General features: G+C 62.2%; 20 protein-coding genes. 9 read left to right on the forward strand and 11 right to left on the reverse strand.

Annotated elements, in window-relative coordinates; all coding sequences use genetic code 11:
- Positions 1–15 precede the first annotated feature (15 nt).
- The 8 genes from D882_RS0116890 to nrdR all read right to left on the reverse strand — a co-directional run bounded on the left by D882_RS0116890 (position 16) and on the right by nrdR (position 5,980).
- The gene (locus tag D882_RS0116890; protein WP_027924337.1) at positions 16–519 is read right to left on the reverse strand and encodes a phosphatidylglycerophosphatase A; all 504 of its coding nucleotides are present in this window, start codon (positions 517–519) and stop codon (positions 16–18) included.
- Entirely contained in the window at positions 516–1,481 is a 966-nt protein-coding gene (gene thiL, locus D882_RS0116895; protein ID WP_027924338.1) for a thiamine-phosphate kinase, read from the reverse strand. The genes D882_RS0116890 and thiL overlap by 4 nt, the downstream gene beginning before the upstream one ends.
- Before the next feature lie 18 nt (positions 1,482–1,499).
- Positions 1,500–2,000, reverse strand: coding sequence for a transcription antitermination factor NusB (nusB, locus tag D882_RS0116900; protein ID WP_027924339.1), 501 nt, complete (start codon positions 1,998–2,000; stop codon positions 1,500–1,502).
- A complete protein-coding gene (ribE, locus tag D882_RS0116905; RefSeq protein WP_003185938.1) occupies positions 1,997–2,473 on the reverse strand; it encodes a 6,7-dimethyl-8-ribityllumazine synthase in 477 nt (158 codons plus the stop codon). Before ribE ends, nusB begins: the two co-directional genes overlap by 4 nt.
- 91 nt (positions 2,474–2,564) lie before the next feature.
- Entirely contained in the window at positions 2,565–3,656 is a 1,092-nt protein-coding gene (gene ribBA / locus D882_RS0116910) for a bifunctional 3,4-dihydroxy-2-butanone-4-phosphate synthase/GTP cyclohydrolase II (protein WP_027924340.1), read from the reverse strand.
- A gap of 16 nt (positions 3,657–3,672) precedes the next feature.
- Positions 3,673–4,338, reverse strand: coding sequence for a riboflavin synthase (locus tag D882_RS0116915; RefSeq protein WP_027924341.1), 666 nt, complete (start codon positions 4,336–4,338; stop codon positions 3,673–3,675).
- A 47-nt stretch (positions 4,339–4,385) separates the two neighbouring features.
- Complete coding sequence (gene ribD / locus D882_RS0116920; RefSeq protein ID WP_027924342.1) at positions 4,386–5,519, reverse strand: bifunctional diaminohydroxyphosphoribosylaminopyrimidine deaminase/5-amino-6-(5-phosphoribosylamino)uracil reductase RibD; 1,134 nt, start codon at positions 5,517–5,519, stop codon at positions 4,386–4,388.
- On the reverse strand, positions 5,516–5,980 hold the full coding sequence (gene nrdR / locus D882_RS0116925) for a transcriptional regulator NrdR (RefSeq protein ID WP_003228656.1): 465 nt from the start codon (positions 5,978–5,980) through the stop codon (positions 5,516–5,518). The genes ribD and nrdR overlap by 4 nt, the downstream gene beginning before the upstream one ends.
- A gap of 127 nt (positions 5,981–6,107) precedes the next feature.
- Here nrdR and D882_RS0116930 point away from each other — a divergent pair, with 127 nt between their 5' ends.
- From D882_RS0116930 to trxA, 3 genes are all read left to right on the forward strand, one after another.
- Positions 6,108–6,572 carry a YbaY family lipoprotein gene (locus D882_RS0116930; protein WP_027924343.1) on the forward strand — a complete coding sequence of 155 codons (465 nt, stop codon included), beginning with the start codon at positions 6,108–6,110 and terminating at the stop codon, positions 6,570–6,572.
- The gene (locus D882_RS0116935) at positions 6,569–7,225 is read left to right on the forward strand and encodes a methyltransferase (protein WP_027924344.1); all 657 of its coding nucleotides are present in this window, start codon (positions 6,569–6,571) and stop codon (positions 7,223–7,225) included. The genes D882_RS0116930 and D882_RS0116935 overlap by 4 nt, the downstream gene beginning before the upstream one ends.
- A 100-nt stretch (positions 7,226–7,325) precedes the next feature.
- Positions 7,326–8,198, forward strand: a complete 873-nt coding sequence (gene trxA / locus D882_RS0116940) for a thioredoxin (protein WP_027924345.1) — start codon at positions 7,326–7,328, stop codon at positions 8,196–8,198.
- Here trxA and D882_RS0116945 read toward each other — a convergent pair.
- Positions 8,195–8,542: a hypothetical protein gene (locus tag D882_RS0116945; protein WP_027924346.1), complete on the reverse strand. Its 348-nt coding sequence runs from the start codon at positions 8,540–8,542 to the stop codon at positions 8,195–8,197. The genes trxA and D882_RS0116945 overlap by 4 nt on opposite strands.
- 135 nt (positions 8,543–8,677) lie before the next feature.
- On the opposite strand from D882_RS0116945, the gene D882_RS0116950 reads away from it, so the two are divergent.
- The 5 genes from D882_RS0116950 (at position 8,678) to D882_RS0116970 (ending at position 12,823) form a co-directional block, all read left to right on the forward strand.
- A complete protein-coding gene (locus tag D882_RS0116950; protein ID WP_027924347.1) occupies positions 8,678–9,256 on the forward strand; it encodes a DUF2796 domain-containing protein in 579 nt (192 codons plus the stop codon).
- 135 nt (positions 9,257–9,391) lie between these two features.
- On the forward strand, positions 9,392–10,102 hold the full coding sequence (locus D882_RS0116955) for an ABC transporter ATP-binding protein (RefSeq protein WP_027924348.1): 711 nt from the start codon (positions 9,392–9,394) through the stop codon (positions 10,100–10,102).
- A gap of 1 nt (position 10,103) precedes the next feature.
- Positions 10,104–11,369, forward strand: coding sequence for an ABC transporter permease (locus tag D882_RS0116960; RefSeq protein ID WP_027924349.1), 1,266 nt, complete (start codon positions 10,104–10,106; stop codon positions 11,367–11,369).
- 11 nt (positions 11,370–11,380) lie between these two features.
- Positions 11,381–11,899, forward strand: a complete 519-nt coding sequence (locus tag D882_RS0116965) for a DUF3299 domain-containing protein (RefSeq protein ID WP_027924350.1) — start codon at positions 11,381–11,383, stop codon at positions 11,897–11,899.
- A gap of 222 nt (positions 11,900–12,121) precedes the next feature.
- Positions 12,122–12,823, forward strand: a complete 702-nt coding sequence (locus D882_RS0116970) for an OmpW family protein (protein WP_027924351.1) — start codon at positions 12,122–12,124, stop codon at positions 12,821–12,823.
- Between the two features lie 54 nt (positions 12,824–12,877).
- Here the strand turns inward: D882_RS0116970 and D882_RS0116975 are convergent, their stop codons facing one another.
- Entirely contained in the window at positions 12,878–13,807 is a 930-nt protein-coding gene (locus tag D882_RS0116975; RefSeq protein WP_027924352.1) for an NAD-dependent epimerase/dehydratase family protein, read from the reverse strand.
- Entirely contained in the window at positions 13,800–14,684 is an 885-nt protein-coding gene (locus D882_RS0116980; RefSeq protein ID WP_027924353.1) for a sugar nucleotide-binding protein, read from the reverse strand. The genes D882_RS0116975 and D882_RS0116980 overlap by 8 nt, the downstream gene beginning before the upstream one ends.
- A gap of 325 nt (positions 14,685–15,009) precedes the next feature.
- Between D882_RS0116980 and D882_RS0116985 the strand changes: the two genes are divergently transcribed.
- Positions 15,010–19,326 (forward strand): DEAD/DEAH box helicase, encoded by a 4,317-nt coding sequence (locus tag D882_RS0116985; protein WP_027924354.1) that lies wholly within the window; start codon positions 15,010–15,012, stop codon positions 19,324–19,326.
- The last annotated feature ends 84 nt before the right edge of the window (positions 19,327–19,410 follow it).

The following is a 19,410-nucleotide window of genomic DNA, read 5'->3' on the forward strand; positions in this document are numbered from 1 at the left end:
CCCCTGCTTCGCCCGTCAGGCGAGAATCCTTACCAACCCTTGCATCGCCAACCACGCAAATACACCGGCCAGCACGTCGTCGAGCATGATCCCGACGCCGCCATGGACATGCCGGTCGATCCAGCGAATCGGCCACGGCTTGAGAATGTCAAAGAAGCGGAACATCAGGAAACCCGCCAGCAACCAGTACCAACCTTCCGGCACCAGCCACAGGGTGATCCACATCCCGACCATTTCATCCCAGACGATGCCCTCGTGGTCATGCACGCGCAAATCGTCGGCCACCTTGCCGCACAGCCAGAAGCCGAACAGCATGGTGATGCCCAGCATCAGCCAGTAGGCCCAATCGGGCATCATTTGCCACAACGGGATAAAGGGTAGCGCAACTAACGAACCCCAGGTGCCCGGTGCCTTCGGAAGGGTTCCCGAGCCGAAGCCGAACGCCAGGAAATGCCAGGGATTGCGCCAGACCGAAGGCGGTACGAACTCCGCCGGGACCTGTTTGGGATGATCTGTCACGGTGTCTCCCGAAAATGTTGATAGCCCCGGGTTTGCGGGGTGATGTCTTGTCCATCGGCATCCAGCAGCGCCACGCCCTGCCCCGTCACGACACACCCGACCACATGGATTGGCCAGCCTTCTGCCAGCAATGCCGGCAACTCGACGGACGGTAGGGTGAAGGCGAGCACATAATCATCGCCGCCGCTGAGGGCTGCGGTTTCGGCAGCGGATTGTCCGAGAAAGGCCACTAACGCAGCCGACACGGGCAGCTTACTCCGCTCAAGCTGAATGCCGACCTTCGACGCCAGCGCGATGTGACCGCAGTCGGCGAGCAGGCCGTCGGAGATGTCCAGCGCCGAGGTGGCCTTACCACGCAGAGCCTGACCCAGCGCCAGTTGCGGCTGCGGTGACCAGTAATGCGCCAGCAGCGGCTCGGCAACGGCGGCGTCAGCCATTCGCTGCCCCAACACCAGTGGCAAAGCCCCGGCCGCATTGCCCAACTCGCCACCCACGCACAACAAATCGCCGGGCTGCGCGCCGCTACGGGTCAGCGCCTGAGCGGCCGGCACACGACCGAACACGGTCATGGTCAGGCTCAGCGGCCCTCGGGTGGTATCGCCGCCCACCAGCGCCACGCCGCAGCGTCGCGCCATCAGGTTCAAACCACGGGAGTACGCCTCCAGCCAATCGGCGGTCACCGTCGGCAAGGTCAGGGCAAGGGTAAAGGCAATGGGGGTGGCGCCCATGGCAGCCAGGTCACTGACGGCCACAGCCAGCGAGCGCTGACCGAGCAAAAACGGGTCGCAGGGGTCTGCGAAATGCACACCGGCCACCAGGGTGTCGGTGGAAATGGCCAACTGCTCCCCGGGGGGAACAGCCAGCAAGGCGCAGTCATCGCCGATCCCGAGGGCAACGCCTTCGCCGCCTTGCGCACAGGGCGCGGCGGCGAAAAAATTGCGGATCAGCTCAAACTCGCCCATCGCGATATCAAGCGCAAATCAGCGCTTGAACGCCTTCACTTCAGCTTCACGCAGACGTGGGGCCAGCTTGTCGAGTACACCGTTGACGAACTTGTGGCCGTCGGTGGAACCGAAGACTTTCGCCAGCTCGATACCTTCGTTGATCACAACGCGGTAAGGAACGTCGACACGCTCCAGCAGTTCCCAGGTGGACAGGCGCAGAACGGCCAGTTCAACCGGATCCAGCTCTTCGATGGTGATGTCCAGGCAAGGCGTCAGGGCTGCATCGATCTTGTCCTTCTTCGCCGGAACCCCGTGAAGGATTTCGCGGAAGTAGGCACCGTCGACATCACTGAAATCGTTATCGACCCGGAACTGCGCTTCGATCTCGCTCAAAGACTGCTTGGCCATGTGCCATTGGTACAGCGCCTGGGTCGCGAGCTGACGGGCTTCGCGACGCTTGACGCTTTTCGATGGCTTGCCGGCATCCGCAGGCTTTGGATCGCGCGGGTTGAAACGATCGCTATCGTCGCTAATCACTTGGCCTCCAACTGCGCCAGCAGGCTGACCATTTCCAGAGCGGACAGGGCTGCTTCGGCACCTTTGTTACCGGCCTTGGTGCCGGAACGTTCGATGGCTTGCTCGATGGAGTCAACGGTCAGCACGCCGAAAGCGACCGGAACGCCGAACTCCATGGACACCTGGGCCAGGCCCTTGGTGCATTCGCCTGCCACGTATTCGAAGTGCGGAGTGCCGCCACGAATGACCGCGCCCAGGGCGATGATTGCCGCGTACTCGCCTTTTTGAGCGACTTTCTGCGCAACCAGCGGAATTTCGAAGGCGCCAGGTGCGCGGATGATGGTGATGTCGCTTTCGCTTACGCCGTGGCGAACCAGGGCATCCACTGCACCGCTGACCAGACTTTCAACGACGAAGCTGTTGAAACGGCCCACTACCAAAGCGTAGCGGCCTTTAGGGGCGATGAAGGTACCTTCGATGGTCTTCAGGGTCATTCGTTAGATCTCTTAAAGAGCCGGGACGCGCTTTCTACGCGTCCCTCAGTGATTTGTTAGCCGCGAATCAAAGACTGGAAACAACCGGTCATTATTCGGAGGGCACGTATTCTACAACTTCCAGATCGAAACCGGATATCGCATTAAATTTCATTGGCGCACTCATCAGGCGCATTTTGCGTACGCCCAGGTCCCGAAGGATCTGCGAACCGGCACCGACGATGCTGTAGGTGGTCGGTTTTTTCACGGCCGCCTGGTCGGCGGTTTCGCGAATGTGCGCCAGCAACACGTCGCCATCGAGCGGGTGACCGAGCAACAGCACCACACCGCTGCCAGCCTCGGCAACCGCAGCCATGGCGGCGCGCAGGCTCCAGCGGCCGGGTTGCTTGACCATCAGCAGGTCGCGCAGCGGGTCCATGTTGTGCACGCGAACCAGGGTCGGTTCTTCGGCACACACATTGCCCAGCGTCAGGGCCATGTGCACGTCGCCTTCCACGGAATCACGATAGGTCACCAGGTTGAATTGGCCCAGTTCGCTGTCCAGTGGCTGCTCGGCAATCCGCTGAACGGTACGTTCGTGGATCATCCGGTAGTGAATCAGGTCGGCGATGGTGCCGATCTTGATGCCGTGTTCAGCGGCGAAAGCTTCCAGTTCAGCGCGACGGGACATGGTGCCGTCGTCGTTCATCACTTCGCAGATCACACCGCTCGGCTCGAAACCGGCCATGCGTGCCAGGTCGCAAGCGGCTTCAGTATGGCCTGCGCGAGCCAGGGTGCCGCCGGCCTGGGCCATCAGCGGGAAGATGTGGCCGGGGCTGACGATGTCTTCAGCCTTGGCGTCTTTGGCTGCGGCCGCTTGCACGGTGCGTGCGCGGTCGGCGGCGGAGATGCCGGTGGTCACGCCTTCAGCCGCTTCGATCGACACGGTGAACTTGGTGCCGAAGCCGGAACCGTTGCGTGGCGCCATCAATGGCAGCTTCAGCAGTTCGCAGCGCTCGCGGCTCATCGGCATGCAGATCAGGCCACGGGCGTGCTTGGCCATGAAGTTGATGTGCTCGGGCTTGCAGCACTCGGCGGCCATGATCAGGTCGCCTTCGTTCTCGCGGTCTTCGTCATCCATGAGGATGACCATCTTGCCTTGGCGGATGTCTTCAACCAGTTCTTCGATGCTATTGAGCGCCACAAGGCACCCCCTTGAGTCAGGATTTGAGGTAGCCGTTGGCGGCCAGAAAGCTTTCGGTAATGGTGCTGCCGGCAGTCGACTCTGCGGCCTTGTCACCCAGCAACAGACGCTCCAGATAACGCGCCAGCAAGTCGACTTCCAGGTTTACCCGGCGACCTGGCTGGTACGACGCCATGATGGTTTCGCTCAGGGTGTGCGGAATGATCGTCAGCATGAACTCGGCGCCATCGACCGCGTTCACGGTCAGGCTGGTGCCGTCGACAGTAATCGAGCCTTTATGGGCGATGTACTTGGCCAGTTCTTTCGGCGCGCGGATGCGGAATTCCACGGCACGCGCGTTTTCGGTACGGGCAACCACTTCGCCCACGCCATCGACATGACCGCTGACCAGATGCCCGCCGAGGCGAGTGGTCGGGGTCAGGGCTTTTTCCAGGTTCACCGGACTGCCGCTCTTGAGGTCGTTCATGGCGGTGCAGTCGAGGGTTTCGCGGCTGACGTCGGCGGCAAAGCCGTTGCCCGGCAGTTCTACCGCGGTCAGGCACACGCCGTTGACCGCGATGCTGTCGCCCAGTTTGACGTCGCTCAGGTCGAGCTTGCCGGTTTCTACGTGGACCCGCACATCACCGCCCTTTGGGGTCAATGCACGAATACTGCCGATGGATTCGATGATGCCGGTAAACATGAGGTTCTCCTCGAGAACAAAGCCAGCGCTGTAGCGATGGCCGGGAATTATACGCTCGCTACTGGCGAAGGAATGGCAGTGACCCGCCAGTCATCGCCAACCGCGCGAATTTCGGTGATTTTAAGTTCGGGAGCATCCTTCATTTGCGCGAGCGGCCAGTCGAGCAGCGGCCGCGCCGAAGAACCGAGGAACTTGCCGGCGATGAAAATCTGGAATTCATCCACCAGGCCTTGCTGCGCGAAAGCACCGGCCAGACGCGGCCCGGCTTCGACCAGCACCTCGTTGACGTCACGGGCGGCGAGCACGACCAGCAGTTGGCGCAGATCAACCTGACCGTCAACGCCAGGCACGATCAGGCATTCAGGGCCATTGGCGTACTGCTCCTCTACCGCAACGCAAGTGGCGACCAACGCCGGGCCAGCCTTGAAAAACGGCGCATTCAGCGGCACCCGCAGGCGACCGTCGACCAACACGCGCAGCGGCGGACGGCTCATGGCCAAAGCGGTTTGCTCCGCATCCAGGCCTAATTCGTCAGCGCGCACGGTCAACCGGGCGTTGTCCGCCAGCACCGTGTCGGCGCCGGTCAGCACGACGCTGGCCTGGGCGCGCAGGCGTTGCACCGCCGAACGCGCGGCCGGACCGGTGATCCATTGGCTTTCGCCACTTTCCATCGCGGTGCGGCCGTCCAGGCTCATGGCCAACTTGACGCGCACGAACGGCAAGCCGTGTTCCATGCGTTTGAGGAAGCCCTGATTGAGCTTGCGCGCCTCGCCTTCCAGCACGCCGCTTTCGGTGGCAATTCCGGCCTGGGCCAGGCGTTGCAGACCGCGACCCGCGACTTCCGGGTTCGGGTCCTGCATCGCCGCGACCACCCGGGCGACCCCGGCATTCACCAGCGCATCGGCGCAGGGCGGCGTGCGGCCGTGGTGGCTGCAGGGCTCAAGGGTTACGTAGGCCGTAGCGCCACGGGCCTTGTCGCCCGCGGCGCGCAGGGCATGGACTTCGGCATGCGGCTCGCCGGCGCGCACGTGCCAGCCTTCGCCGACAATCTGCCCGTCCCGCACAATCACGCAGCCCACCCGAGGGTTGGGGTGCGTCGTGTAATGACCCTTGCGCGCCAGTTCCAGCGCGCGGGCCATGTAATGAGCGTCGAGGATGGCGTGTTCGGCGGGCGTATTCATTCTTTCACCGGCTCACGGGCCAGGCGATCGATCTCTTCGCGGAACTCGTTGAGGTCCTGGAAGCGGCGATACACCGAAGCGAAGCGGATATAGGCGACTTCGTCGAGCTTCTGCAGCTCGGCCATCACCAGTTCACCGACCACGAGGGATTTGACCTCGCGCTCGCCGGTGGCGCGCAGTTTGTGTTTGATGTGTACCAGCGACGATTCGAGGCGCTCGACACTCACCGGGCGCTTCTCCAGCGCTCGCTGCATGCCGGCACGCAGTTTTTCTTCGTCGAAGGGCTGACGGCTGCCGTCGGTTTTGATCAGGCGCGGCAACACCAGTTCGGCGGTCTCGAACGTCGTGAAACGCTCGCCGCAGGCCAGGCATTCACGCCGGCGGCGCACCTGTTCGCCCTCGGCGACCAGACGCGAGTCGATGACCTTGGTGTCGTTGGCACCGCAGAAGGGACAGTGCATGGTGGCAGGCAACAAAAAAAGGGAGGGCCATGGTAGCGCATCCCGGTGGCAAGACAAGCCATAGGGTTTACGGTATACAGACGCCTATAGAGCTTGATCCATGGATTTCACCTTGCTGGAGCCGTAAATGTCCTTAAGACCGCTCGTTTTGCTCAGTCTTTTCAGCCTGCTGGTGGCCTGCAGCAGCGATGCGCCCAAGCCCCAGCCACCGACGCCAGGGCCCGCCCCGCAGGCAGCGCAGAAAAAAGCCCAGGAGTCGGCCAATCTTGGGCCGCTGCCCGCGTACCAGCGTGAATTGAGCGGCACCTTGCAAGGCGTGCCGGCCGGCGCCGAAGTCGAACTGGCGCTGCTGGTGATCGATGAAAAGGATCGCCCACAGCAATTGCTTGCCAGTTCCACCTTGATCGGCACCAATCAAGCGCTGCCGTTTCACCTGCGCTTCAACCCGGATTCATTCCCGGTCGGTGCCCGCGTTGAACTGCGCGGCCGCGCCAGCCAGTCCGGTCAGCTGATTCTGCATCTGCCGTCGCAGTTCATTTCCCAGCCCACCACCCAGGCCCTGGGTCAGCTGCAATTCGTCAAAGCGCCATGATTGCACCGCTCGACCTGCAACAGGCCTTGGGTGAACTGCTCGGTGATGCGCAGCTTGTGCCTGTGGCATTGCCCGAGACCGACCTGAAACTCTGGCTGATCGACGGCGACAACATGGACCGCGCGTTCAGCCCCGAAGAAACCCGACGGATCCTGCATGAACCGCCCTACTGGAGTTTCTGCTGGGCCAGTGGTCTGGCGGTGGCGCGTTATCTGGCCGAATTCCCGCAGTGGGTCAAAGGCAAGAGAGTCCTGGATTTCGGTGCCGGTTCGGGGGTGGCGGGGATTGCCGCCGTGAAGGCCGGCGCGCTGGAAGTGGTGGCCTGTGACCTCGACCCGCTGGCGATTGCCGCGTGCCGGGCGAATGCCGAACTCAATGACGTACCGCTCACCTACTCGACCGACTTTTTCGCCGAGGCCGACCGGTTTGATCTGATTCTGGTCGCCGACGTGCTCTACGACCGGGCGAACCTGCCATTGCTCGATGAGTTTTTGACCCGTGGCAAGGAGGCACTGGTGGCGGATTCGCGGGTCCGGGATTTTCGTCACCCGTTGTATCAGCGCATTGAAATGCTGGAAGCGATGACCCTGCCGGATCTGGCTGAACCTGAAGAGTTTCGGCATGTGAGCCTGTACCACGCCACCCGGACATGATCGCTCCCACGCTCTGCCTGGGAACGATCAGTGCTCCGACTTCCGGCCACCCCCCGCCAAGCCGTATAGTTGCCCCATTCACGCTTCCAAGAGATCCCCCATGAGTCAGGAAACGCCGTACATCTTCGACGCCACGACTGCTGATTTCGACCAGTCGGTGATCGAGAACTCTTTCCACAAGCCGGTGCTGGTGGATTTCTGGGCCGAATGGTGTGCGCCCTGCAAAGTGCTGATGCCATTGCTGCAGACCATTGCCGAAAGCTATCAGGGCGAATTGCTGCTGGCCAAGGTCAACTGCGACCTGGAACAAGACATCGTCGCCCGTTTCGGCATTCGCAGCCTGCCCACCGTGGTGCTGTTCAAGGACGGTCAACCGGTCGACGGCTTTGCCGGTGCGCAACCGGAATCCGCCGTGCGGGCGATGCTTGAGCCCCACGTTCAGATGCCGCCACCGGCAGCGGCCGACCCGTTCGAACAGGCCCAGGCGTTGTTTGACGGAAGCCGTTTCGCCGACGCCGAAGCCGTGCTCAAAGTGCTGTTGGGCGAAGACAACACCAACGCCAAGGCACTGATCCTCTACGCCCGCTGTCTCACCGAGCGCGGTGAATTGGCTGAAGCGCAAACCGTGCTCGACGCGGTCAAGAGCGATGAACACAAAGCGGCGCTGGCCGGTGCCAAGGCGCAGATCCAGTTTCTCGGTCAGGCCAAGGATTTGCCGGATGCGGCAGACCTGAAAGCGCGCCTGGCGAAAGACCCGCAGGACGATGAAGCGGTGTATCAACTGGCGATTCAGCAACTGGCTCGCCAGCAATACGACGCGGCGCTGGATGCATTGCTCAAGCTGTTCATCCGCAATCGCAGCTACAGCGAAGGTCTGCCACACAAGACCTTGCTGCAGGTGTTCGAACTGCTGGGCAATGACCATCCGCTGGTGACCACGTACCGCCGCAAGCTGTTTGCTGCGCTGTACTAAGCCGGTTCGATCCAGCGATAGAGCGGCGTATCCCCGCCGCTCGACACCTTCACATCGGCGCTATGGCGCAAGCGCACCAACAGGCGCTTGCCCGACACCGCGCTACCCGTCAGCCCTTCCAGCTGATCGAGCAAATCCGGCCCGCTCAATTGCCCGGCCTTGCGCAGCAGGTCCTTGGCGATCTGCCACAACGCCTCATCCTGAGTCACCGGTTTGGCCGGGGCGACACTGGCCTCGGGCTTGCTCACCTGCAACTGCGCGCCGAGCTTCGCCCAGTCACCGTCATCCATCTCCAGCGTCAAATCCACCGGCCAGTCGCCGATGCTCCCGCGAATTCGCAACATAGGTCTGCTCCTGCACATTTCTGACCGGCATGCTCCCATGGGACTTGTGCAACGCCAAGCAGGCGGTCAAACTCTTCGCACTTACGTTATAAGATTACATAACAAATTATTCATTTTACTTTTCGGAGACCCGCCATGCGCCGTCTGCTGCTCGCTTTGCCGTTTGCCTTGTTGCCGTTGGCCGTCGCCCACGCCGCCGATGAACATGATCATGAGCACGGCAGCCTTGGCGCCCATGAACATGGCGTCGGTCGCTTGAACGCAGCGCTGGACGGCCAGACCCTGGAGCTGGAACTGGAAAGCCCGGCGATGAACCTGGTGGGCTTCGAACACGCAGCCACCACGGATGCCGACAAAGCCAAGGTCGCCGCCGTCCGCGCCCAGCTGGAAAAACCGCTGGCGTTGTTTAATCTGCCGAAAGCCGCTGGCTGTGTGGTCGCCATGCAGGAACTGGAGAGCCCGCTGTTCGGTGACAAGCCGGACGCCGACGATGATCACGATGAAGATGCCAAGGACGAACATCACCACGATCACAGCGAAATCCACGCACACTATCAATTCACCTGTGCAGCGCCCGGCGCCCTGAAAACCCTGGACCTGGCGACTATTTTCAACACGTTCCCGGCCACCCAGAAAATTCAGGTACAACTGATCGGCCCGAGCGGGCAGCAAGGTGTTGAAGTGACCGCCAAGGCGCCCGCCCTGAAATTCTAAATCCACCGAAGATCCCTGTGGGAGCGAGCTTGCTCGCGATGAGGCCATAACATTCAACATCTGCATTAACTGTTACACCGCCCTCGCGAGCAAGCTCGCTCACACAGGTAAATCAACACCCATGAAATCGGCGCTATGACCCAAGCACTCATCGAACTGTCCGACCTGGGCTTCAGCTGGCCCGGTCACCCGCCGTTGCTGGATATCCCGGCGTTTCGCCTGGAGCCTGGCGAAACCCTGTTCCTCAAAGGCCCCAGCGGCAGTGGCAAAACCACCCTGCTCGGCCTGCTCGGTGGCGTGCAGAAACCTGATCGCGGCAGCATTCGCCTGCTTGGCCAGGAATTGACCGAACTCGGTGCCGGTGCCCGCGACCGCTTCCGCGTCGACCACACCGGCTACATCTTCCAGCAATTCAATTTGCTGCCGTTCCTGTCGGTGCGCGAGAACGTTGAACTGCCCTGCCACTTCTCCAAATTACGCGCCGAACGGGCGAAACAGCGCCACGGCAGTGTCGATCAGGCCGCGGCCACCCTCCTCGCCCATTTGGGCCTGAAGGATGAAAGCATCCTCAGCCGCCGCGCCGACTCGCTGTCCATCGGTCAACAACAACGCGTGGCCGCTGCACGAGCGCTGATTGGTCAGCCAGAACTGGTCATCGCCGATGAACCAACGTCGGCGCTGGACTACGACGCTCGGGAAAACTTCATTCGCCTGTTGTTCGCCGAATGCCGTGAAGCCGGGTCGAGCCTGTTGTTTGTCAGCCATGACCAGAGCCTGGCGCCGCTGTTCGATCGCAACCTGTCGCTGGCCGAACTCAATCGCGCCGCCACCCCGTCCGAGGTCTGAGATGTATTTGTTTCGTCTAGCCATGGCCAGTCTGGCTAACCGGCGCTTCACCGCGATTCTCACCGCGTTCGCCATCGCCCTGTCGGTGTGCCTGCTGTTGGCGGTGGAGCGCGTGCGCACCGAAGCCAAAGCCAGTTTCGCCAGCACCATCAGCGGCACCGACCTGATCGTCGGCGCGCGTTCGGGGTCGGTGAACCTGTTGCTGTACTCGGTGTTCCGGATTGGCAACGCCACCAATAACATCCGCTGGGACAGCTTCGAACACTTCGCCAACAACCCGAAAGTGAAGTGGGCGATTCCGATGTCCCTCGGCGATTCCCATCGCGGCTATCGGGTGATGGGCACCACCGAGGCCTACTTCGAGCATTACCAGTACGGCCATCAGCAACACCTGGAACTGGCCGACGGCCGCGCCTTCGCCACCGATCCTTTCGAAGTGGTACTCGGTGCCGAAGTCGCCGACGCGCTGCACTACAAACTCGGCGACAAACTGGTGCTGTCCCACGGCGTGGCGGTGATCAGCCTGGTCAAGCACGACGACAAACCGTTCACCGTGGTCGGCATCCTCAAGCGCACCGGCACCCCGGTGGACCGCACGTTGCACATCAGCCTCGGCGGCATGGAGGCGATTCACATCGACTGGCACAACGGCGTGCCGGCCCGAGGCGAAGGCCGGATCAGTGCCGATCAGGCGCGCAACATGGACCTCACGCCGCAAGCGATCACCGCATTCATGCTCGGCCTCAACAGCAAGATTTCGACGTTCGCGGTGCAACGCGAGATCAACGAATTCCGCGGTGAACCGATGCTGGCGATCCTCCCCGGCGTGGCACTGCAAGAGTTGTGGAGCCTGATGAGCACGGCGGAAAAAGCCTTGTTCGTGGTCTCGCTGTTCGTGGTGCTGACCGGGTTGATCGGCATGCTCACGGCGATTCTCACCAGCCTGAATGAACGTCGGCGGGAGATGGCGATTCTGCGTTCGGTGGGGGCCCGACCGTGGCACATCGCAACGTTGCTGGTGCTGGAGGCATTTGCGTTGGCGTTGGCCGGCGTGATTGCCGGCGTGGCGTTGCTGTATGTGTGTATCGCCGCCGCCCAGGGCTACGTGCAAGCCAATTACGGCTTGTACCTGCCGCTGGCGTGGCCGAGCGAGTATGAATGGACGCTGCTCGGTGGCATCCTGATCGCCGCTTTGCTGATGGGCAGCGTGCCGGCCTGGCGCGCGTATCGCCAATCGTTGGCCGATGGCCTGTCGATCCGACTATGAGGACGTTGAACATGCCCCGCGCCGTACTAGCGCTGCTAATGCTGGTCGCCTTGCCCCTGTGGGCGGCTGAGCCGAAAGACCTGACCTGGTCAGAAATGATCCCGCCGGACGCCGCGCCGGAAGTGCCGAATATGACGCCGCTGCACGACTTGTCGCAGATGAGCAGCACCCTGGCGGCCGAGTCGGCACCCGCCGCCAAGCAGGACATGCCGAATGCGCCGGTGGTGAAGAGCCTGGATGGCCAGAACATTCGCCTGCCGGGCTACATCGTGCCGCTGGAAGTCAGTGAAGACGGGCGGACCACGGACTTTCTGTTAGTGCCGTATTTCGGCGCCTGCATCCACGTGCCGCCACCGCCGTCGAACCAGATCGTGCATGTGAAAAGCGAAGTCGGCGTGAAGCTGGATGAGCTGTATCAGCCGTACTGGATCGAGGGGGCGATGCAGGTCAAGGCGTCCACCAGCGAGCTGGCGGATGCCGGGTATCAGATGGAGGCGGACAAGATTTATGTGTATGAACTGCCGGAGTGAATCCGGTGGTCATGTGTGATCTGACAGATCGCTATCGCGAGCAGGCTCACTCCTACAGGGATCACCTAAATCCTGTAAGAGTGAGCCTGCTCGCGAGGGGGCCCTCAGAGCCAACACAAAAACCAACCCCATCACCGTTTCATTGAGCTGAATCAAAAGACCGTATTAGAGCGCTTTGTACCATTGGACATCGAAAATTTTTAACGTCCTTTGGAGCCCTCCATGCACAAGTCCTTGCTCAGCGCTTCGCTGTTTGCCTTAGCGCTCACAGCCCCGCTCGCCCATGCCTTCGAGGCTGGCGACATCCTCATTCGTGCCGGTGCCATCACCGTCAACCCGAAAGCCGACAGCTCCAGCGTCAAGGTCGACCAAGGCCCGCTGGCCGGTACCAACCTGGGTGGCAAAGCCACCATGGACAGCGACACGCAGCTGGGCCTGAACTTCGCGTACATGATTGACGCCCACTGGGGTATCGAGCTGCTGGCGGCTACCCCGTTCGAGCATGAGGTGAAACTCAAAGGCACTTCTTTGGGTTCCGCGGCCAACGGTAAACTCGGCACCCTGAAACACCTGCCGCCAACCTTGAGCGTCGTGTACTACCCGCTCGACTCGAAGTCGGATTTCCAGCCGTACCTCGGCGCCGGTATCAACTACACCGTGATCTATGACGAACACGTCGGCAGCGAAGCCCAGGCCAAGGGCTTCAGCAATTTCGAGGCTGAAAACTCATGGGGCCTGGCGTTTCAGGTTGGTGCTGACTACATGATCACCGACAACATCCTGCTCAACGCCCAAATGCGCTACATCGACATCGACACCCGCGCGACCGTCGAAAACGACTCGCTGGCGCCTGGCACACGTGCCAAGGTCAATGTTGACGTAGACCCATTCGTTTACATGGTTGGCCTGGGTTACAAGTTCTAAGCCCCCATAAAAAAAGGCGCCTCAACCGGCGCCTTTTTTGTGGCTATAAAAAACTCAGCGTCCCAGCAGTCGTGCCAAACCAACACTCATCGGTGTCTGCCCGCAAAAGCTGAAGCGCTGCAGCAAACGCTGGTTGTTCGCCCGGGAATGGCGGATGTCGCCAGAACGCGCCGGGCCGTAGCTGATCGGCGGCAACTCGCCCACCACCGCTTCCAGCGCCTGGAGCATTTGCTTGAGGCTGGTCGCCTGGTTCCAGCCGACATTCACCGCGCCGACTTCAACCTGTGGTTTTTCGATGGCTTGCACCAGCAGGTCCACCAGATCCTCGACGTAGACGAAGTCGCGCGTTTGTTCGCCATCGCCGAACACGGTGATCGGCAGGCCTTTCTGTGCCCGCTCGCTGAAAATGCTGATCACCCCGGAATACGGCGAGGACGGGTCCTGTCGGGGGCCGAAGATGTTGAAGAAGCGGAAGATCACCGGTTCCAGTGCATGCTGGCGCCGGTAGAAATCGAAGTAGTACTCGCTCGCCAGTTTGTCCGACGCGTACGGCGTCAACGGCGCTTTGGCGGTGTCTTCATCGATCGACTCACCTTCGCCATTGTTGCCATAAACCGCCGCACTGGAGGCGAACAGCACGCGCTTGACGCCAGCCTGGCGCATGGCTTCGCAGACATTCAGCGAACTGATGAAGTTGCTCTGGTGCGTCTTCACCGGATCATCCACCGAGGCCTGTACCGACGCCACCGCGGCCAGGTGCGCCACCGCGCTGCAACCGAGCATCGCCTGAGCCACCAGCGCAGCATCGGCGACGTCGCCGACGATCAATTCAAGGTGGGGGTTATCCAGTGGCAGGTTGCTGCGTTTGCCAGTGGACAGGTCATCGAGAATGCGCACCGAATGGCCCTTGGCGAGCAAGGCGTCGGTCAGGTGCGAGCCGATGAAACCGGCGCCGCCGGTGATTAAAACGGGTCCGTCAGCCATGGCGATAAAACCTGTCCAGTAAGCCCGGGAGCGCGGCGCGCCAGGCGCGAGGCTTGATCCCGAACGTGTGCAAAATTTTCTTGCAGGCCAGCACTGCGTGCTGCGGCTCTTCGGCGGCATCCGGACGCGCGGCGTGAGCCTGGGCGGTCGGTGCTTCGATGGCCAGCGGATGCAGACTGCGTGCTTCGGTCAGGATGGCCTGCCCCAGTGCCAGCGGCGTGGTCGCCTCATGCCCGGCGTAATGATAGGTGCCCCACAGCGGCGCTGCACAATCGAGTTGCTTGAGCACCGAGATGATGACCCGGGCCGCGTCGTCGACCGGGGTCGGGTTGCCCCGGCGGTCATCGGCCAGCAGCAGTTCGTCGGGGGTTTCGGCCCGCGCAAGGAAACGCCCGAGCGTGCCTTCAGGGCTGTCATCGAGCAGCCAGCCGAAACGCAGCAAGACGTGCTGCGGGCAGGTCGCGCGAACGCTTTGTTCGATGCGCCACAGCGCCTGACCGCGTAGCCCCAGCGGCACCGGTTCGTCTTTTTCGCTGTAGGCGGTGGCGCGGGAGCCATCGAACACTCGATAGCTCGAAGGTTGCAGCAGCACGATGTTGTGATGCTGGCACAGTTCGGCCAGACGCTCGACCGCGCGCTCCTGCCCGGCCAGACGCCCTTCGCTGACCGTCTCCGCCTGAAACCAGTCGAAGTAGTAGGCGAGGTTGATCAGCGCGTCCGGGCGGGTGTCGTCGAGCAGTTGCGTCAGGCTCGCGGCATCCCAGCCGTCTTGCGGGGGGCGGGGGGCGAGGAAACCGATGTCTTCCTCCGCACCGAGGCGAATCAGCGCCTGCCCAAGGGCATTTCCGCCGCCCAGTAACATAAGGCGCATTCGCATAGAGTCAGCAGGCCCAGTCTGATTGGAACGATGGCTTTATCGACACGGCCCGCGGGCAATGCCGTTGATAGTTGCCGGAATCGTTGCATTTTGCGGGTTTAGTGCGCAACCGTCATCCGTAAAGTGTAGATCCTCCGGATTTGTGGTGCGGCTACTGGCCCTATCGCGGGCAAGCCCGCTCCCACAGGTTTATCGGATGGTCACAGAATATTGGCTCAACACATAACCTTGTGGGAGCGGGCTTGCCCGCGATAGGGCCCTGAAGTACAGCGCAGATCCCGAGCGGTACTTGCAACTTCATTTCCCCACCCGCATAACTGACTTCATGAATCTGCCAATCCCCATGGACAGCGCCCTGGCAGGCTTCCACCCTGCCGTCAGCGCCTGGTTCAGCAGCACCTTCCCGACGGTCACCGCCGCCCAGGCCCGGGCGTGGCCGTTGATTCGTCAGCGCCGCTCGACCCTGATCGCTGCGCCCACCGGCTCCGGTAAAACCCTTACCGCCTTCCTCGCCGTCATCGACGACCTGGTTCACCGCGGCCTGGAAACCGACGACGGGCTGCCAGACGAAACCCTGGTGGTCTATGTCTCGCCGCTCAAGGCCTTGTCCAACGACATCCAGATCAACCTGCAAAACCCGTTGGCTGGAATCACCACGCAATTACGGGCGATGGGCTTGCCCGAACTGCAGATCAACACCGCTGTGCGCACCGGCGACACCCCGCAAAAAGACCGCTCGGCCATGCGCAAGACCGCGCCGCACATTCTGGTGACCACCTCGGAATCCCTTTACGTGCTGCTCGGCTCCGATTCTGGCCGGCAGATGCTCGGCACCACGCGCACCGTGATCGTCGATGAAATTCACGCCATCGCCGCGAGCAAACGTGGCAGCCATTTGGCCCTGAGCCTTGAACGGTTACAGGCGCTGTGTGCAGAACCGCTGATGCGCATCGGCCTGTCCGCCACGCAAAAACCCATCGAAGCAGTGTCGCGTTTTCTGGTGGGCCGCGACCGTCCCTGCGCCATCGTCGACATCGGCCACGCCCGCCCACGGGACCTGGACATCGAAGTACCGCCCGTGCCGTTATCGGCGGTCATGGCCAATGACGTCTGGGAACAGGTCTACGACCGCCTCGCCGCCCTCGCCCGCGAACACCGGACCACGCTGATTTTCGTCAATACCCGGCGCCTCGCCGAGCGTCTGAGCCGGCACCTGAGCGAACGCCTCGGCAAAGACGCGGTGGCCGCGCACCACGGCAGTCTGGCCAAAGAGTTTCGCCTGGACGCCGAACAACGGCTCAAGCGCGGCGACCTGCAAGTGCTGATCGCCACCGCTTCGCTGGAGTTGGGCATCGACATCGGCGACGTCGATCTGGTGTGCCAAATTGCCTCGCCGCGCTCGATTTCCGGGTTCCTGCAAAGAGTGGGTCGCTCCGGACACCAGGTCGGCGGTACGCCCAAGGGCCGCTTGTTCGCCACCACCCGCGACGACCTGATCGAATGCGCCGCGCTGCTCGATTGCGTGCGGCGCGGCGAACTCGACACGCTGCAGATTCCTACCGCGCCGCTGGACGTACTCGCGCAGCAAATCATCGCCGAAGTCAGTTGCCAGGAATGGTCGGAACAGGCATTGCTGGAGACATTCCGCAACGCCTCGCCGTATGCCGGACTCGACGAAAAACATTATCAGGCGCTGCTGCACATGCTCGCCGAGGGTTACAACGGGCGTCAGGGCATCCGCAGCGCTTACCTGCACCGTGATGCAGTCACCCGCACCCTGCGCGGCCGCCGGGGCGCCAAACTGACGGCCGTGACCAGCGGAGGCACCATTCCGGACAACGCCGACTACAGCGTGTTGCTGGAACCCCAAGGACTGAACATCGGCAGCGTCAACGAAGACTTTGCGGTGGAAAGCATCGCCGGGGATGTGTTCCAGCTGGGCAATACCTCCTACCGGATCCTGCGGGTCGAAACCGGCAAGGTCCGGGTCGAAGACGCTCAGGGCCAGCCGCCGACCATTCCTTTCTGGCTCGGCGAAGCGCCGGGGCGCAGCGCGGAACTGTCATTTGCCGTTGCGCGCTTGCAAGCGCACCTCGACGACCTGCTCGGCGCCACACCGGGCAACCTGCAACCGGCCCTCGACTGGCTGACCGACACCCTCGGCCTGAATCTCGCCAGCGCCGAGCAACTGGTGGATTACCTCGCCCGCGCACGCCTGACGCTCGGCGCCCTGCCGTCACAAGACACACTGCTGATGGAGCGGTTTTTCGACGAGTCCGGCGGCACGCAACTGATCATCCACACCCCGTTCGGCAGCCGCATCAACCGTGCCTGGGGCCTGGCCCTGCGCAAGCGTTTCTGCCGCACGTTCAACTTCGAATTGCAGGCTGCCGCCAGCGAAGACGCGATCGTGCTGTCGCTGTCCACCAGCCACAGTTTTGAACTCGACGACGTCTGGCGTTACCTGCACAGCAACAGCGCCGAGCACATCCTGATTCAAGCGGTCCTCGACGCGCCGTTGTTCGGCGTGCGCTGGCGCTGGAATACCGGTGTCGCCCTGGCCCTGCCGCGCTACAGCGGCGGACGCAAAGTGCCGCCGCAGATCCAGCGAATAAAAAGCGAAAACCTGATCGCCAGCGTCTTCCCCGATCAGATTGCCTGTGTGGAAAACCTCGCCGGCGAGCGCGAAATTCCCGACCATCCGTTGGTGGAACAGACCCTCGACGATTGCCTGCACGAGGCGATGGACAGCGAAGGCTGGCTGACTCTGTTGCGGCGCATGGAACGGGGTGACGTGCGGCTGATCAGTCGCGACTTGCCGGCGCCCTCCCCACTGGCAGCGGAAATCCTCAGCGCACGGCCCTACACCTTTCTCGACGATGCGCCATTGGAAGAGCGCCGCACGCAAGCCGTGCTCAACCGGCGCTGGACCGACCCACAGTCAACCGATGACCTCGGCGCGCTGGATACCGAAGCGATTCAAGCGGTACGCGATGAGGCCTGGCCGACACCCACCGGCGTCGATGAAATGCACGAGGCGTTGATGAGCCTTGCGTGCATCACCGACACAGAAGCGCAGGCCAATGCGCACTGGCTCGATTGGCTGAACGCCCTGGCCGACAGCGGGCGCGCCAGCCGCTTGCAGATCAACGCCAGGCAATCGTTGTGGCTGGCCCTGGAGCGGTTGACTTGCTGGCAGGCGATTTATCCACAGGCGATTTTGTTGCCTGAACTGCAAGCGTTGCCCGGTTTCGATGAGGTTTGGGCGCCAGAAGAAGCCATCGTTGAAGTGATCCGCGCTCGGCTCAGCGCATTCGGGCCGTTACCACTGGGCGCGATTGCCGAACCGCTTGGAGTGGCGGCCAATCATGTCACTCAGGCCTTGGCGCAACTGGAACGCGAAGGCTATGTGTTGCGCGGCCGGTTCACGCCCGGCACGGGTCATGAGGAATGGTGCGAGCGGCATCTACTGGCGCGCATTCACCGCTACACCGTCAAGCGTTTGCGCCGGGAAATCGAGCCGGTGGCGTTACAGGACTTCATGCGTTTTCTGTTCGACTGGCAGCACCTGTCGGTCTCGACTCAGGGCCAAGGCAGCGCGGTTTTGCCGGCGATTATCAGTCAGTTCGAAGGCTACCCCGCCGCTGCATCGGCCTGGGACAGCGACATCCTGCCGGCGCGGATCAAAGATTATTCACCAGGCTGGCTGGACGATCTTTGCCGCAGCGGAAAACTGGTCTGGACACGCCTGACCGCTCCCAACAAAAGCGCCAGCACGGCGCTGCGCAGCACGCCGATTCTGTTGCTGCCGCGCAGCCAGGTCGGCTTGTGGAGTAGCTTGACCGAGCAGACAGCGGTCAGCGAACTGTCGCCCAAAACACAAAAGGTTCACGAAGCGCTCAGCCAGCACGGCGCGCTGTTTTTCGATGAGCTGATTCACGAAGCCCATCTGCTGCGCTCGGAACTGGAAATCGCCTTGCAGGAACTGGTCGGCGCCGGACTGGTGAATGCCGACAGCTTCGCTGGCTTGCGGGCGCTGATCACCCCGGCCAGCAAACGCCAGAATCGCAGCAGCCGACGCGGGCGCGGGGCATTTGTCGGCGGCATGGACGATGCCGGGCGCTGGGCGCTGTTACGCCGCGGGCCTGCCACGCCGGTTGTGGAGAACCAGCGCCCAGCGCCCACGCCTGTCGAGACACTGGAACACATCGCCATGACCTTGCTGCGACGCTATGGCGTGGTGTTCTGGCGTTTGCTGGAACGAGAGGCGGATTGGCTGCCGAGCTGGCGCGAATTGCTGCGTACCTTTCATCGGCTGGAGGCACGGGGCGAGATACGCGGCGGGCGGTTTGTCAGTGGTTTGGCCGGCGAACAATTTGCGTTGCCCGAAGCTATTCCCCTATTGCGCGAAGTACGTCGTCGGCCGCATGACGGAAGCTTGATTGCAGTGTGCGGGGTTGATCCGCTGAACCTGGCCGGGACGCTGTTACCGGGAGCGAAGGTGCCGGCGTTGGCGAGTAATCGGTTGGTGTACCGCGATGGGTTGCCGGCGGCGGCGGAGATTGCCGGCACGCAGCATTATTGGCTGGAGCTGGATCAGGTATCGAGTGCTGAGTTACACAACAAACTGATCCGGCATTGATGGTGTCCGGGCGGTCCTCATCGCGAGCAAGCTCGCTCCCACATTGGATGTGCGTCGTTCATACAACCTGTGGGAGCGAGCTTG

The sequence above is a fragment of the Pseudomonas sp. URMO17WK12:I12 genome (assembly GCF_000514395.1).
Taxonomy (GTDB): Bacteria; Pseudomonadota; Gammaproteobacteria; order Pseudomonadales; family Pseudomonadaceae; genus Aquipseudomonas; species Aquipseudomonas mucoides.

What these genes read in the sequence shown, in the direction of transcription:
- ribE (WP_003185938.1), bottom strand. Translation starts at nt 2,473, where the DNA reads ATGACCCTGAAGACCATCGAAGGTACCTTCATCGCCCCTAAAGGCCGC.
- D882_RS0116985 (WP_027924354.1), top strand. Translation starts at nt 15,010, where the DNA reads ATGAATCTGCCAATCCCCATGGACAGCGCCCTGGCAGGCTTCCACCCT.
- D882_RS0116980 (WP_027924353.1), bottom strand. Translation starts at nt 14,684, where the DNA reads ATGCGAATGCGCCTTATGTTACTGGGCGGCGGAAATGCCCTTGGGCAG.
- D882_RS0116975 (WP_027924352.1), bottom strand. Translation starts at nt 13,807, where the DNA reads ATGGCTGACGGACCCGTTTTAATCACCGGCGGCGCCGGTTTCATCGGC.
- D882_RS0116930 (WP_027924343.1), top strand. Translation starts at nt 6,108, where the DNA reads ATGTCCTTAAGACCGCTCGTTTTGCTCAGTCTTTTCAGCCTGCTGGTG.
- ribD (WP_027924342.1), bottom strand. Translation starts at nt 5,519, where the DNA reads ATGAATACGCCCGCCGAACACGCCATCCTCGACGCTCATTACATGGCC.
- D882_RS0116955 (WP_027924348.1), top strand. Translation starts at nt 9,392, where the DNA reads ATGACCCAAGCACTCATCGAACTGTCCGACCTGGGCTTCAGCTGGCCC.
- D882_RS0116950 (WP_027924347.1), top strand. Translation starts at nt 8,678, where the DNA reads ATGCGCCGTCTGCTGCTCGCTTTGCCGTTTGCCTTGTTGCCGTTGGCC.
- D882_RS0116960 (WP_027924349.1), top strand. Translation starts at nt 10,104, where the DNA reads ATGTATTTGTTTCGTCTAGCCATGGCCAGTCTGGCTAACCGGCGCTTC.
- D882_RS0116970 (WP_027924351.1), top strand. Translation starts at nt 12,122, where the DNA reads ATGCACAAGTCCTTGCTCAGCGCTTCGCTGTTTGCCTTAGCGCTCACA.
- D882_RS0116915 (WP_027924341.1), bottom strand. Translation starts at nt 4,338, where the DNA reads ATGTTTACCGGCATCATCGAATCCATCGGCAGTATTCGTGCATTGACC.
- trxA (WP_027924345.1), top strand. Translation starts at nt 7,326, where the DNA reads ATGAGTCAGGAAACGCCGTACATCTTCGACGCCACGACTGCTGATTTC.
- D882_RS0116945 (WP_027924346.1), bottom strand. Translation starts at nt 8,542, where the DNA reads ATGTTGCGAATTCGCGGGAGCATCGGCGACTGGCCGGTGGATTTGACG.
- nrdR (WP_003228656.1), bottom strand. Translation starts at nt 5,980, where the DNA reads ATGCACTGTCCCTTCTGCGGTGCCAACGACACCAAGGTCATCGACTCG.
- D882_RS0116965 (WP_027924350.1), top strand. Translation starts at nt 11,381, where the DNA reads ATGCCCCGCGCCGTACTAGCGCTGCTAATGCTGGTCGCCTTGCCCCTG.
- D882_RS0116935 (WP_027924344.1), top strand. Translation starts at nt 6,569, where the DNA reads ATGATTGCACCGCTCGACCTGCAACAGGCCTTGGGTGAACTGCTCGGT.
- thiL (WP_027924338.1), bottom strand. Translation starts at nt 1,481, where the DNA reads ATGGGCGAGTTTGAGCTGATCCGCAATTTTTTCGCCGCCGCGCCCTGT.